The organism is Shimazuella sp. NTD250 (assembly GCF_059510375.1).
In genome coordinates this window covers 258,091-273,500 of the sequence record NZ_JCAJZS010000002.1, presented here as the reverse complement: position 1 = coordinate 273,500, position 15,410 = coordinate 258,091, and the positions used below count along the sequence as shown (strand labels likewise).

The 15,410-nt window shown below is 42.6% G+C and carries 10 protein-coding genes; 4 read left to right on the top strand and 6 right to left on the bottom strand.

Annotated elements, in window-relative coordinates; all coding sequences use genetic code 11:
• The first annotated feature begins 34 nt into the window (after positions 1-34).
• Positions 35-1,216, top strand: coding sequence for an MFS transporter (locus AC5WOF_RS06270; RefSeq protein ID WP_496049090.1), 1,182 nt, complete (start codon positions 35-37; stop codon positions 1,214-1,216).
• A gap of 91 nt (positions 1,217-1,307) precedes the next feature.
• Positions 1,308-2,060, top strand: a complete 753-nt coding sequence (locus AC5WOF_RS06265) for an MBL fold metallo-hydrolase (RefSeq protein ID WP_496049089.1) — start codon at positions 1,308-1,310, stop codon at positions 2,058-2,060.
• A 16-nt stretch (positions 2,061-2,076) separates the two neighbouring features.
• Here AC5WOF_RS06265 and rarD read toward each other — a convergent pair whose 3' ends face one another.
• A complete protein-coding gene (gene rarD, locus AC5WOF_RS06260) occupies positions 2,077-3,003 on the bottom strand; it encodes an EamA family transporter RarD (RefSeq protein WP_496049088.1) in 927 nt (308 codons plus the stop codon).
• A 299-nt stretch (positions 3,004-3,302) separates the two neighbouring features.
• Complete coding sequence (locus AC5WOF_RS06255; RefSeq protein WP_496049087.1) at positions 3,303-5,021, bottom strand: Rqc2 family fibronectin-binding protein; 1,719 nt, start codon at positions 5,019-5,021, stop codon at positions 3,303-3,305.
• A 123-nt stretch (positions 5,022-5,144) separates the two neighbouring features.
• Between AC5WOF_RS06255 and AC5WOF_RS06250 the strand changes: the two genes are divergently transcribed.
• Positions 5,145-7,808: a calcium-translocating P-type ATPase, SERCA-type gene (locus tag AC5WOF_RS06250; protein ID WP_496049086.1), complete on the top strand. Its 2,664-nt coding sequence runs from the start codon at positions 5,145-5,147 to the stop codon at positions 7,806-7,808.
• A gap of 15 nt (positions 7,809-7,823) precedes the next feature.
• Positions 7,824-8,651 carry a diaminopimelate epimerase gene (dapF, locus tag AC5WOF_RS06245; RefSeq protein WP_496049085.1) on the top strand — a complete coding sequence of 276 codons (828 nt, stop codon included), beginning with the start codon at positions 7,824-7,826 and terminating at the stop codon, positions 8,649-8,651.
• Between the two features lie 73 nt (positions 8,652-8,724).
• Here the strand turns inward: dapF and AC5WOF_RS06240 are convergent, their stop codons facing one another.
• The 4 genes from AC5WOF_RS06240 to AC5WOF_RS06225 all read right to left on the bottom strand — a co-directional run bounded on the left by AC5WOF_RS06240 (position 8,725) and on the right by AC5WOF_RS06225 (position 15,176).
• Positions 8,725-10,137 carry an MATE family efflux transporter gene (locus tag AC5WOF_RS06240; RefSeq protein ID WP_496049084.1) on the bottom strand — a complete coding sequence of 471 codons (1,413 nt, stop codon included), beginning with the start codon at positions 10,135-10,137 and terminating at the stop codon, positions 8,725-8,727.
• 258 nt (positions 10,138-10,395) lie between these two features.
• Positions 10,396-11,832: an MATE family efflux transporter gene (locus AC5WOF_RS06235; protein ID WP_496049083.1), complete on the bottom strand. Its 1,437-nt coding sequence runs from the start codon at positions 11,830-11,832 to the stop codon at positions 10,396-10,398.
• 244 nt (positions 11,833-12,076) lie between these two features.
• Positions 12,077-13,492, bottom strand: coding sequence for an MATE family efflux transporter (locus tag AC5WOF_RS06230; RefSeq protein WP_496049082.1), 1,416 nt, complete (start codon positions 13,490-13,492; stop codon positions 12,077-12,079).
• Positions 13,493-13,751: 259 nt separating this feature from the next.
• Positions 13,752-15,176 (bottom strand): MATE family efflux transporter, encoded by a 1,425-nt coding sequence (locus AC5WOF_RS06225; RefSeq protein ID WP_496049081.1) that lies wholly within the window; start codon positions 15,174-15,176, stop codon positions 13,752-13,754.
• Positions 15,177-15,410 lie beyond the last annotated feature (234 nt).

The following is a 15,410-nucleotide window of genomic DNA, read 5'->3' as shown; positions in this document are numbered from 1 at the left end:
AATAAAGTCCGTAGAAACAACCGAAGGGAAATCCATGTTTTCTCGATACCTCAGAATGTTCCCCGCAGCTTTTTACCCTTTCATAGGGGTAAACCTTCTGTCCTGTGGCATGATGTACTTGGGGAATATGTCCGTTCCGCTTCTCTCCGATCAACACGGCTGGGAAAAAGAAATGGGGCAGATCAGCGCCCTGTTTCTGGTCGGCATAATGTTTGGACGAGCGCTGGGGGCTTGGTTGCTCAGCAGAGTGAATAACTTGTATGCCCTGCATATTTGTATGGTACTGCTTGTTATCACGACATTTCTGTATGGATTTGTCGGACAAGCTGCTGTCGTCATCACGCTTCGTTGGGTCCAAGGATTGGTTCAAGGAGTAACGCTATCCTTGAGTGATATCATGGTGACACGAGTTTTGAACAGTCCACCACCAGGTAAATCAGATGTACCACAACAGCAATATGCCAAAGGAATGGGGTATTACTCTGTTGCGGGAACCATCAGCATGTTCCTCTTTGGCACTAGTGGCCTGTATCTGATGCAAGATTACTCGTCTCCCATTGTTTTTGGGATAGTGGCGATTCTCACCTCGCTTATTTATATTTGGATGACTCGATTCATGTCGAAGAATCCCGCATTTATCGCAGCCCAAGAGAAACAAGAAAAGGGCTGGAGCTTTTTTGTCCTAGCAGCAATTCCGTTTGGATTTTCAGCAGGCGGAGTATCAGCTGTTTTTACTGCACTCAACTCTTATAGCCAGCCGATTGCGGAAGTGAAAGGCTTGGCGCTGGGTACGGTTACAGGTGGGATCACACTTGCCATTCTGTTTGGACGAGCACTAGCAGGATGGTTTGCTAGACGCCTTCAAGCGAGCATTGTCCTTGGAATTTGTGTCATCTGGCTTGGGAGCGTGTTGCTGTGGAGGACAGAGGGCATTATTTCCTGTATGGGAATTTTGGAGATTGGGTTTGGATTTGGGATCACCATCATCTTGTTCTTTGATGTTCTTCAGCGTCAAATGAATCCTCAGACGATCGGTGCAGCTTTTTCCACCTTTTCGATCATTTGCTTTGACCTTATGCCAGCTTTCGCCAAATGGCAATATGGGAAAGCATCTGTGGAACAGGGGTATGAAAATGCTCTGGGGCTTCTAGTTTGGTACCCAGTGGGCTCTCTTGTCCTGTTTTTGCTGTATATAGGGATCAGAAAACAAAAATAGTATCCCTTAATTGGCTGGTGCAGATGTGCCAGCCACCCACATTATAAATTCATTTGAAAATAGATAATACAAATCGAAAGGAGAGAGTTAGATGAATATTCAATTGATTCGCCATGCGACATTATGGATTGAATATGCTGGGAAGAAATTACTGGTAGACCCAATGTTTAGTAAGCAAGGTGAACTCCCTGCTGCTCCTAACACACCAAATGAACAACGAAATCCACTAGTAGATTTATCTTTGAAAATCGAATCCTTTTTGCATCCTGATGCAATTTTGCTCACTCACTCCCATCGAGATCACTTGGATGAGGCTGCTGTACAACGTTTATCAAAAAATTTGCGTATCTATTGTCAGCCAGCAGATGAGCAAAAATTAATCGAGCTGTCTTTTACAGATGTCCAAGTAGTAGAAGATCAAGTAAATTGGGATGGTTTAAGTATTATCCGCACGGGTGGTCAGCATGGCAGAGGACAAATCGGCAAACAGATGGGAGCTGTTTCTGGATTTATCCTTCAAGCGGAAGAGGAAGACTGCTTATATATTACAGGTGACACGGTTTGGTGTGAAGAAGTAGAACGAGCGGTAGAAGTATATCGTCCAGAAGTTATCGTTGCGTTTTCAGGTGCAGCTCAATTTCTTACTGGTGGCGCGATTACGATGGATAAAGAAGATTTACGACAATTGCATGCATCATCTCCAGAAAGCAACATTGTGGTGGTTCATCTTGATACATGGAATCACTGTCTACTGACGAGTAAAGCGCTGAGTGATTATTTAGTAGAAACTGATATGTTTGATAGATTTCATATCCCGCAAGATGGAGAAATTGTATTGTTTTAAGAACAAAGCCCAGCTTCTAGCTGGGTTTTTTGACGAGTTCTTCTTCTTTTATCGAAGGAATCTTCATTTCATTGATGTGAGAGAAAGTAAAGACAATGAGAGCTGACCATATGAAGCTAAAGCTGATAAATTCAATTGAGGTAAAAGTTTCATGAAAAAAGAAAATACCTAAAATTAGGTTAATTGTCGGCGCAATATACTGTAAAAAACCCATCGTAAACATGGAGACTCGTTTTTGACCAATACCAAACCAGAGCAAGGGAACCGCAGTGAGTATTCCTGAAAGAATGAGAAGAATGATGACAGAAGTGGAAACATGGTTGAGCGAGCCTGTCCCATTGCTTTCCACAAAAAATAAATAAGCCATTGCAAATGGGGTGAGGAAGATGGTTTCCAATGCAAGGGAGAGGATAGCATCTGCTTGTACTAATTTTTTGAATAGTCCGTATAAAGCGAATGTAAGAGCTAAAGAAATCGAAATCCAAGGAATTTGTCCATAATTAATGGTTAGAATAATCACACTTATCAATGCAAGACATAAGGAGGCAGTCTGCCATTTATTTAACCTTTCTTTTAAAATTAACATCCCAAAAGCGATACTGATCAAAGGGTTAATATAATATCCCAAGCTAGCTTCAATGACATGATCGTTGGTAACAGAATAGATATAAATAAACCAGTTGGCACTCATAAAAATAGATCCAGCTAACACAAGTAATATTGTTTTTTTATTAGATAGGATTTCTTTTAACAAATGCCACTGTTTTCTTATGGTGATAACAATGGCAACAAAGACAAATGACCAGACAAAGCGGTGTGCTAGTATCTGAAGGGAAGGAACTTGTTCCATATACTGCCAATATATAGGCAGTATTCCCCAGGAAATAAAAGCGAAAGAAGCATAAAGCATGCCGGCTTTATCATCTTTTAAATTAGATGACATAATGATAACCTCATTTCTTGAAAGATTATTTATATATTAAAAAGAGAATATTGTAGAAAAAGAATTGAAATTATCTTGCGAGATGGAATTGTTCTGATAATCCTATCATATTTAATAGTTATTATATACTAAATTATAATATTTCATTTTATTATCGAAATAATATAATTCTTTTCGGTTTGAATCTTTTTTTGGTTTCGATCCTTTTATTCATTTTTTTATCATTTATAGAAAAATAGTAATATCTGCTTTTTTTATTACATAACCGAAAGAAACCTCAAAGCTGACTTGTTGAACTGTCAGTTTTGAGGTTTGTTTTCTAAAATGGATTGCAGTTTTTGTTCCTCTGGAGTGACATAGAGGGTTTTTTGATCCACATAGATCACAAATCCAGGCCGTGCTCCAGAAGGTTTTTTTACATGTTTTACCAAGGTATAATCTACAGGAACTTGACTCGATTCTCTTGCTTTGCTGAAGTAAGCTGCAAGCAAAGCCGCTTCTGTAAGGGCAGTTTCGGAAATACGATCTCCGCGTATGACGACATGGGACCCGGGAATATCTTTGGTATGGAGCCATGTATCTGTTTTTTTCGCTATTTGATGGGTGAGTCTTTCATTTTGTTTGTTGTTTTTACCTACTAAGATAGTGGTGCCATCACTAGCTTTATAGGAAGCAGGAGTGGGGGAAGAAGATTTTTGACGACCCTTCTTTACCTGCTTCTTGATCCATCCTTCTTCGGTTAATTCCTCGCGAATTTGTTCTACTTCTGCTAGATTTGCAATAGCGATCTGTGCGAGAACGGATTCTAAGTATTCGTTTTCTTCTTGGGCGATTTGAATTTGTTCTTCATTATATTTTTTACCGGCTTTTAGCTTCTGGTATTTTTTAAAATACCGCTGTGCGTTTTCATTAGGAGTAAGTGCTTCATTAAGCGGGATCGTAACTTCTCCAGCAGATTCATCATAGTAATTAACAACGGTAATCGACTTATCACCGCGATTTATTTGGTGCAAATAAGTAGTGAGCAGCTCTCCAGACAACCGAAAGGTTTCGGCCTTGGATGAGTTTGCGATTTCTTTTTGCAATACTTTGATCTTTCGTTTGTTCTTCTCGACATCACGTGTCAATTTTTGAACCAAAGCTTGTGTTTGTTGGGCGACTCGATCTCGTTCAGCTTTATTTCCATAAAAGGCATTTAAACATGTACTCATCGTAGCGAAAGAGCGATGTTCTCCTTTTTTATGGGATAAGGAGCTAGAGGAGAAAAAGGTGCGGTTTTGGTCGATGACAATCTCAGGTTCATAACGATGAGCCAACATATTTTGCTGCCATATAAAAAATGATTCCCAAAGAGATTCTCGATCTCCTAACGTTGCTCTGTAGAGTATTTCTTCCGCTGGCAAAGGCCCTAATCCCATAAAGTGATTAACCATTTGTTTCGCCAACTGTCCTGCATTGTAATCCAAACTTGAAATAAAAGTATCCTGCTGAACAGTTAGTGGATTTATTTTCCCTTGATCAGGAGGGGAAACATATTCCACTCCTGGTAGTACTTGTCGATACTGGCTTGTTTGAAATCCGACACGACGCATTGTGTCAACAATCTTGTTTGTTTCTGGATTTAATAAAATCACATTACTATGACGTCCCATGATTTCGATGATAAGCTTTCTTTCCACCATATCCCCGAGCTCATTTTTTCCTTTTATCCAAAAGTGAATGATTCTTTCCATTTCCACTTGTTCAATTTTCTCGATCATGCTTCCTTCTAATTGTTTGCGCAGCAACATGCAGAACATCGGAGGTTCCGCTGGATTTTCATACGCAGCTGTAGTCAAGTGACATCTAGCATAAACCGGATGACATGAAAGCATTAATTTATGGTTTTTTCCTTTTGCCCGGATGGTGAAAACGATCTCCCATTGGCTAGGTTGATAGATTTTCGTGATGCGAGCCTTCGTTAATTCTGTATGTAATTCATGAGCAACCGCACGAGTAACGGTTCCATCAAATGACATAAAACTCCACTCCCTTATCTTACTCATTGTACATGATCATCGATTTGAACACCATTCCTACTTCTAACCTGACTTGTCCTGCATAAGATGAAAAGAGAAGGTTGTGGGACAAGGGGGAAAGTCATGACGGATACATCACGTTTTGTTGGATGGACAGCTCAGAAAGTTACCGAGTACTTTGGTGTAAAGCAATCAGCTGGCTTATCAGAAAAAGAAGTGAAGAGCCGACTTGCAAAAGTAGGAAATAATCAACTTTCTGAAGGGGAGAAAGTCTCTTTATTTGCTTTGTTTTTTAGCCAGTTCCAAGACTTTATGGTCTTAATTTTACTTGTGGCTACCTTGATTTCAGGCCTTTTAGGAGAATATGTGGATGCCATTGCCATTTTGAGTATCATTGTGCTCAATTCGATTCTTGGCTTTGTGCAAGAAGTGAAGGCAGAACGTTCATTGTCAGCATTGAAAAAGTTGTCTGCACCTATGGCAAAAGTATATCGTGATGGTGAGTGGAAGCAGATCGATGCATCCTTACTTGTACCAGGAGATGTCGTAACGCTCGTGACTGGAGATCGGATTCCGGCAGATATACGTTGGCTGGAAACTACTGGACTAATGGTGGAAGAATCCGCATTAACAGGCGAATCATTACCGATTGAAAAGATAGTAGAACCGTTGACACAAGCTGATCTGACCTTAGCAGATTTTCGCAATATGAGCTTTATGGGAACAATGGTGGTCAAAGGTTCTGGATTGGGAGTAATTGTAAACACAGGAATGAAAACGGAAATGGGACGCATTGCTCATTTGATTCAAAGTACAGAGCAACATACAACTCCATTGCAAAGACGACTAGAACAATTAGGAAAGATATTGATCATTGTCGCGCTTTTTTTGACTGCTTTGGTGGTGGTCACAGGTGTTATGCATGGGCAAGATATGTATAAGATGTTTCTTGCTGGAGTCAGCTTAGCAGTTGCTGCTATTCCTGAGGGTCTACCAGCGATAGTGACGATAGCATTAGCGCTTGGCGTGCAAAGAATGATTAAACGAAAAGCAATCGTAAGAAAGCTGCCATCCGTGGAAACGCTCGGCTGTGCATCTGTCATATGTTCAGATAAAACCGGTACGCTGACAGAAAATAAAATGACTGTCACTCATGTTTATACCAATCAGCAACTTTTAACGCTTGAAAATGATGACTTAGCTGGGCAAAATCCAACTTTACGGCAACTTTTACAAATTGCTGTACTCTGTAATAATGCGGCTTTGGTACGGAAAGGAAAAAAAGTCAGCTACGAAGGTGATCCGACTGAAGGAGCACTGATGGTGATGGGAGCACAAGGAGGTGTTACCCGTGAGGTTTTGGATGATAGTTGGGCAAAAATAAAAGAACACCCATTTGATTCAGTACGGAAAATGATGTCCGTGGTGGTCGAAAATAAGCAAAAACAAAAAAAGCTACTTGTCAAAGGTGCACCAGATGTACTGATTCGCGACTGTACCCATATTTTACAAAATGGAAGAGTAGAGCCCATAACAGCAAAAGTCCGACATCAATTGCTTGAGAAAAACGAAGAATTAGCTTCCGATGCTCTGCGAAATCTCGCATTTGCTTACCGTGAAGTGAGTGGCTCTGTTCTTACTCAATCTGAATCTCAATTAGAGCGAAATCTTATTTTTGTTGGTCTAGCAGGGATGATCGATCCCCCGCGTAAAGAAGTGCGGGAAGCGATACGTCTATGCCGCAAAGCAGGTATTCGTACGGTGATGATTACAGGCGATCATCAAGCGACTGCGGAAGCTATCGCTGTTCAGCTAGGTATCAAACGGCAAAATGGTTTGACAGTGACTGGGCGGGATATCTACAATATGAAAGACAGTGAGTTTGAGCAACAAGTAGAAAATATTGATGTGTATGCACGCGTTTCCCCTGAACACAAACTTAAAATTGTTTCTGCTCTCCAACAAAAAGGACATGTTGTCGCGATGACAGGGGATGGGGTTAACGATGCGCCTGCGATCAAAGCGGCAGATATCGGGATTTCAATGGGGAAATCTGGTACAGATGTATCCAAAGAAGCATCGTCGCTTATTCTGGCCAATGATAACTTTGCAACGATTGTGTCTGCTATTGAAGAAGGCCGTCATATCTATGATAATATACAAAAGTTTATCAGTTATTTGCTAGCGAGTAATGTTGGAGAAATTTTGGTTATGTTTTTTGCTATGCTGATGGGATTACCCTTACCACTGATCCCTATCCAAATATTATGGGTAAACTTAGTTACAGATGGATTACCAGCGATGGCTTTAGGAGTGGACCCAGCAGAAGAAGACAGCATGTCAAGGTCGCCGCGAGACAACAAAGAGAGTATCTTCGCTCGTCGTGTCGGTTGGAAAATAGTCACTCGAGGTCTGCTCATCGGACTGTGCTCTCTGCTCGCTTTTTGGGTTACTTATCAAGAAGCTGGTCAATTGGAGTTGGCACAAACGGTAGCGTTTGCCACACTTGTATTTTCCCAGTTAATCTATGTATTTGACTGCCGCTCTACTGGAACGATTTTTGAACGGAATCCATTTTCAAATTTGGCACTTTGTTTTGCCGTTCTCATCTCGATCTTACTGTTAGTTATGGTCATCTACTATCCGGCCTTCCAGCCCATTTTCCATACTGTACCATTACAGTTGCATGAGTGGGTATTGATCACCGTAACTTCAACACTGCCAGTAATTTTGGCGGGTCTAATGGATCAACTGCGCAAACCGATCAGAAAAACAGTTGCACAATAGAAAGGAAAGCACATCATGAAATTCCATAAAATGCATGGGTTGGGAAATGATTTTGTTATCGTTCAAGCAGAGGATCAAATGCCGGATAAAGTGTCTCAGTTAGCAATCCAAGTCTGTGATCGACATACGGGCATTGGTGCAGATGGGCTTGTTTTCATCACCCCTTCCGAAAAAGCAGACTTGCACATGCGGATCTTTAATGCTGATGGCACCGAAGCGCAGCAATGTGGAAATGCTATTCGCTGTGTTTCCAAGTATTATTACGAACGAATGGACAATAGCAAAACGGATATTTTGGTAGAAACCAAAAGAGATATTCAATCGATTGTTTTACAAGTAGAAGCAGGTATTGTGACAAAAGTGCAAGTAGACATGGGAGAACCAATTCTCGTACCTTCCCAGATCCCAGTAAAGTCGCAAACCATTCATGATCAAGTGGTCATAAGAGAACAAGCTTATGCATTTACCGCTGTTTCTATGGGAAACCCTCATGCCGTGATAGAGGTAGAAAGTTTATCAGATGAATTGGTAAAAGAAATCGGACCTCAGATCGAGACAAATGCTATATTTCCAGAGAAAGCAAATATCGAATTTACCACCATCGTATCTCCCGAAGAAATCAAGATGCGAGTATGGGAGCGTGGTGTAGGCGAGACGATGGCTTGTGGTTCAGGTGCCTGTGCAGTACTTGTCGCTAGTCATCTCAATGGAAAAGCAGGTCGCCAGGCAACGGTTCACCTACTGGGTGGAGATTTGCTGATAGATTGGAATGAAACAGACAACCATGTGTATATGACTGGTCCTGCGGAGTTTGTATTTACGGGAGAGTTTTTCACAGTCTAATAAGAGATATTCGTTACCAAGAAATGTTCAGAAACGACAGCCCCCCTCTATCGAATGATAGAGGGGGCTATTCTTACTGTGTCAGAGCACAGTCTTTGGAAAGGCATCGACTCCATCGCTTGGAGTAGAACCTTGTAGTAACAAGAGATCCCCTGAGAACATCAAAGAGAACCTTGGAGATCAAAATAGCGTCCAGTCCCCAGTTTCGCATCATCCACAGAGAAGCAATCCAAAGCGTGGTTACGATGATCACACTGTTTCGGCTGCCTTTTTGATCTTCAACTGCGGAGAGTCCTCCCCTGTACATGACGCAGTAGCAAGTGAAGGGCACAAGGTAGAAGGCTGCCGCAAGAGAAATCTTTTGTGCAGATTGGATTGTCAACGGATCATCTGTATATAGGTGAATGATCCAGTTCTGGACTAAGTATTGGAGAATCGCCAATACTCCCAAAAACAAACAGGTGAGTCCGAGGAAGGTATTGACCGTATGCGCAAGCTCCTTATCTTTTTTTACCAGAGCTCGCACTAGTTCTTGCTCTCGAGAGGATGAGATTGTTTCATGCAATTGATGGTGAAAAGCAGTGCGCTCACCATAGAGTTTACTGACTGTAGGTGTCATGACTGCGATAAAAGCCTCCATCACCACAAAAGTAAACTGGGTGAGGTCAGCATTGATTCGCTGGGCGACATATGCCTCTGTACTGACATAGATCATCACTGTTCCATAGGCGATCAGTGACCCTCTGATAAAAATCCCTTGGACCAACGTATGTTTGGAGAGGATGAACATATCCTTGAGGATAGCCCACTCCCACTTCCAAGGAAACTTTTCGTGGAAAGCTTGTTGCTTAAGGGGACGGATCAGGAGCAATAGTCCAATTACTTGACAGATCATCGTCACCCATGCAACACCCTCAAGCCCAAGATCGGTGAAGTGGACGACAAGAAGTACCAAGAAAATGTGCAAGGCATTCATCCAAGCACTGGCCTTCAAAGGAGACTTGAAGTCTTCCATTCCTTGCAAGGCTGCCGTAGCCAGCAATCGAACGCCCTCGACGAAGTAGAGCCCTCCTAGAATCCTAAGGTAAGGAGTTCCCAAGACTACTGTTTCTTGATTCGAACCACTTGCTTTGAGCATTTGTGGGGCAAAAAAGAAAGTGAGGGAAGAAAGCAGCAGGCACAAAGCCCCGACAAGGTAAAAGCCTTGGACAATGATTTCTCCCCTTCTGGAATGCGTGTTTCCAGAAATCTGATCTTCCCCCAGCGACTTGCCCACTTTCGTGTTGGTAACATTAGTCAAGGAATCGATCAGGAGACTGAAAGTCGAGAGGATCATGTTGGATACGCCAACTGCTGCTACAGCGTTGAGACCAAGTTTATTGGAAACGAGCAGTCCGTTGGAAAAGATAACTAACTGAATTAGACTTTTCTCTGTAACTGTTTTCCACAGATGGTTTTTGTTCTGTTTCAGCAGACGCCAGTACATGCATTCTCTTTCTTAGCGTTGTTCTCTAACAATTACTATCATATAGTAAAAATGAAATATTGGGAATATTTTTATTAGTTCTTTAGTAAGGGTAGTGTATGATTTATATCGTTTTACTTTCCTTATATGTGAAGAAAGTATTTGTAATCATTTCTGGTGATGAATACAGTGCGAAGAAAATTTCGGTGAGCTTAGCAGAAACCATGAGGATATTCAAAACAGCAGCACCTCTTCATCCGCAGATGAAGAGGTGTTTTTTTACTGTGTCAGAGCACAGTCTTTGGAAAGGCATCGACTCCAACGCCTGGAGTAGAACCTTCTTGCAACAAGCGATCCCCTGAGAACATCAAAGAGAACTACTGTGATCAGAAGTGCATTTAGTCCCCAATTTGCTCTTTGCACCACTAGCACAGTTACGATCCAAATAAAGGTAGCGATCATCACGTTGAACATGCTGCCTTGTTGGTCTTCTACCGCAGCAAGTGCGGCTCTGTACGTAATAGAGTAGCAGGTGAAAGGGATAATCCCTAGGAGAAACATGAGAAGCATTTTCTGAACGAGAGGAACAGTCGAAGGATTATCGGTATAAAAATGACGAGTGATCCATTCTCCTGCTGTCATCAGCAAGAATGCCAGCAGAAACATGGAAAAGCTTGCCAATCCTAGCGTCCAACTGACTATCCCGATTAGCTCCTGATCTTTTTTCTCTCTTGCAATTGCTAGATCTCGAATGTTTGCCTGCTTTTGATTCAACTTTGAGAGCTGTGCTTCATGGAGTTGGCGATTTAGAAAGGTCCTTTCTCCATAAAGTTTGCCCGCCAAAGGATTCAAGATCGCAGTGAATGCATCCATCATGACAAACGTGATTTGAGTAATTCCTACTTGAATACCGGAGGCAGCATATGCTGTTGTTCCAAATGAAATCAGCACACTCGCAAAGAACAACAGTGAAAACCTAGTCAAAAGTCCTTGAACCATCGTAAACTTGGACAGCTGGAACATGTCCCATAGAAGGCTTTTGTCCCATTTCAAAGGAATTCCCTTTGGAAAAGCCTGTATTTTAAGGGGACGTACCAAGATGAGCAGTCCAACCACTTGGCTCGTAACTGTCGCCCAACCTACAAATGCAAGGCCGTGATCCAGCCCGTCAATAATGGGAATGGTAAAGGCAAGATGCCAGGCATTCATCCAGAAGCCGGAACGCTTGGGGGAGTGGAAATCTTTCATTCCTTGGAGACTCGCTACGGCTTGCTCCCGAAGTGCTTGCAGGAAGTAGAAACCCCCAATGATTTGCAGATATTCTGTACCAGCCTTTACCGTGTCATCATCTGCTCCACAAAGCGAAAGTAGTTGTGGAGCGAAAACGATGGACAGGAGGCTGAGTGTCAGACTAAGGATACCTACAAGATAAAACCCTTGAACGATTACTGATCCCTTACAGGATTCAGTAGCACCTGACATTCCTTCTTCACCCAATGTCTTCCCTACTTTAGCTGTGGTGACAGATGTGAGTGCCAGCAGCAGGTTAAGGTAAGTGAAAAGGATGAGATTGGAAATACCTACTGCTGCAATGGAAATAAGACCCATTTTCGCAACGATCAAACTATTGGTAATCAATAGGAGTTGATCATAACTTTTCTCAAGAACGGTCTTCCGTAAAGGTTTCAAGATTTGTTTCGGTTGATCCCAATTCATGTTTTTTCTTTCTGATCGAGTTGTGGATATTTCAATTTATTATAGCACCCAAAATGGATTTCTTACTGTTTCCAAACTAATTTATTACAAACTGAATTAGTGCTCCAACCAGGAATAGGGGGAGTATTTGCAGAAGAATATCAATCAAAAACTTAGTAGTAAATAATCCCTAGTACCTGAGAAACTAGAAGAACCGTTTAAAACGGCAGCGCCCCTCCATCGACCGATAGAGGGGCGCTAATTTTTACTGTGTCAGAACACAGTCTTTGGAAAGGCATTGACTCCATCGTTTGGAGTAGAACCTTCCTGTAACAAGTGATCCCCTGAGAACGTCAAAAAGAACCTTGGAGATCAAGATGGCATCCAGTCCCCAGTTCCGCACAAACCAAAGCGAGACAGCCCAAAGCGTGGTTGCGATGATCGTACTGTTTTTGCTGCCCTTACGGTCTTTCACAGCATTAAGACCTCCCCTATACATCAAAACGAAACAAGAGAAGGGTACCATTGCGAACAACGATCCAACGGACATCTTGTGAGCAGCTTGGATTGTCACAGGATCATGTGTATAGAGCTGAATGATCCAGCCTTGAACCAAATATTGGAGGATTGCCAACGCTCCCATTACCAGACAGGTAAGTCCGAGGAAGCCATTTACAGTACGTACTAGCTCCTTGTCTTTTTTTAGTAGAGCTTGAACTCGTTCCTGCTTTTGACCGTACTCCAGTGAGGTGTCATGCAGTCCCTCATGCAGAGCTTTTCGCTCCCCATACAGGATACTGACAGTAGGTATCATGACTGCGATCAAAGCATCCAGCATCACATACATCCACGAAACGATATCAGCATTGATTCGCTGGGAGACATATGCCTCTGTGCCCACATAGATCATCACAGATCCATAGATGAAAAACGAACCTCTGGTGAAAATACCTTGAACCAATGTATCCTTGGATTCCTTGAACATCTCCTTGAAAATCACCCGTTCCAACTTCCAAGAAAACTTTTCATGGAAAGCTTGCTGCTTGAGAGGCTGGATCAGGAGCAATAGTCCGACCACTTGACTGACCAACGTTGCCCAGGCAACACCAACAAGCCCAAGGTTGGTGAAGTAGACGACAAGCAGAACCATGACAATGTGCAAGGCATTCATCCAAGCGCTGGCCTTCAAAGGAGACTTGAAGTCTTTCATCCCTTGCAGCGAAGCTGCACACAGCTTTCGCAGACTCTCGAATAGGTAGAGCCCCCCAAGAATCTTCAGATAAGGAGTTCCTTGTGCTACCGTCGCTTGATTTGCCCCACTAACTGTGAGAATTTGTGGGGCAAAAAAGTAAGTGAGGGAAGAAAGAAGAAGGCTCAAAGCCCCGACAAGGTAAAAGCCTTGGACAATGATCATTCCTGGTGGGAAGCAAGAACTTCCAGAAACTTTCTCTTCTCCCAATGTCTGACCTACTTTTGTGTTGGTAACACTAGTCAAGGAATCGAGCAGGAGACTGAAAGTCAGGAGGATCATACCGGACACGCCAACTGCTGCTACAGCGTTGAGACCGAGTTTGTTGGAAACAAGAATACCATTGGAAAGGATCACCAACTGACCAAGCGTTTTCTCTGCAAATGTTTTCCACAGTTGGTGTTTGATCTTTTTCAGTAGATGCCAGTACATGAGCTCTCTTTCTCAGTGGTTGATTTCTAATTTTTCTAATTACTATCATACAGGATTTAGGTACCAAAAAGAATTCTTTCTTTTTGATGAGATGGTCGCTATGGAACTTATTGGATAAATAAAAGATTCCAAATAGACGACTATCATTTTTTATCATTCATGGATATATTCCCGAAAACATATGCAAGAATTAGAGAAACTAGAAGAGTCGATTAAAACAGCAGCGCCCCTCCATCGACCGATAGAGGGGTGCTAATTTTTACTGTGTCAGCGCACAGTCTTTGGAAAGGCATCGACTCCATCGCTTGGAGTAGTACCTTCTTGTGACGAGCGATCCTCTGAGAACATCGAAGAGAATCTTGGAGATCAAGAAGGCATCCAGTCCCCAGTTCCGCATCATCCACAACGAGGCAGTCCAGAGACAAGTTGCGATGATTACACTATTTCGGCTGCCTTTGCGATCTTCGACCGGAGCGAGTCCACCCCTAGACATGACAAAGTAGCAAGTGAAAGGAACAAGCCAAAAGACAGCAGCTAGAGAGAGCTTGTATGATTCATGGATCGTCGCTGGATCGTTTGTATATAGGTGAATGATCCAGTCCCAAGCCAAATATTGTAGGACTGCTAACGCCCCCATAAACAGACAGGTGAGACCGAGGAAGCTATTGACCGTACGTACAAGCTCCTTATCTTTGTCTATTAGCTCTTGAATCTGTATTTGTTCTTGATCAACTCGCTTCTGGGACGAGAGAGTGTCATGCAATTGGCGGTGCAGAGACGTGCGCTCCCCATACAGGATACTGACAGTAGGAATCATGACTGCAAGAAAAGTTTCCATCAGCACGTAGGTAAACTGCATGATGTCAGCTTGAATTTTCTGGGCGACATATGCCTCTGTACTGACGTAGATGAGCACCGTTTCGTAGACGATCAGAGATGCTCTTGTACAGATCCCCTGAACGAATGTGTGTTTGGAGAGGATGAACATATCCTTCAGGATAGCAGTATTCCACTTCCAAGGGAGCTTTTTTTGGAAAGCTTGCTGTTTGAGGGGACGAATCAGGAGCAGAAGTCCGACCATTTGACTGATCATCGTTCCCCATGCCACACCCACTAGACCCCAGTCGAGGAAGTGGATGGCAAGCATCACCAAGGCAATGTGCAAGATATTCATCCAAGTACTAGACTTCAAGGGTGACTTAAAATCTTTCATACCTTGCAAAGCTGCCGCAGCTAGCACTCGTAGCCCCTCGAAGAGGTAAAGACCTCCCAAGATTTTCAGATAAGGAGTTCCTTGTGCTACCGTTGCTTGATTTGCCCCACTTACTTTGAGCATCTGTGGAGCAAATACGAAGGTAAGGGAAGAAAGCAGAAGACATAGGGACACAACAAGGTAAAAGCCTTGAACAATCACTACCCCTTTTTGGGAGTGAGTGCGACCTGAAACCTGCTCCTCTCCCAATGTCTTGCCAACTTTTGTACTGGTAACACTGGTCAAGGATTCAATCAGGAGAAGCATGGTCCAGAGGACCATGTTGGATACACCTACTGCCGCCACAGCATTAAGGCCTAGCTTGTTGGAAACAAGCAACCCATTGGAAAATACCACCAGCTGACTGAGGGTTTTCTCTGCAAATGTTCTCCACAGATAGTGTTTGTTCTTTTTCAGTAGAAGCCAGTTCATGAGCTCTCTTTCTCAGAATGATGATTTCTAATTTTTCTAACTCCTATCATACAGGATATGGGTGCCAAAGAGAATGCTTTCTTTTTGATAGGATGATCACTATGGGACTTATCGGATAAATAAAAGATCCTAAAATAGGCGAAAGGTTTATATTTTCAATAGAAATTCCAATGAAAGCTTTGTGAATGCAAGAATTGGAGGAACTAGAAGTGTCGTTTAAAACGGCAGCGCCCC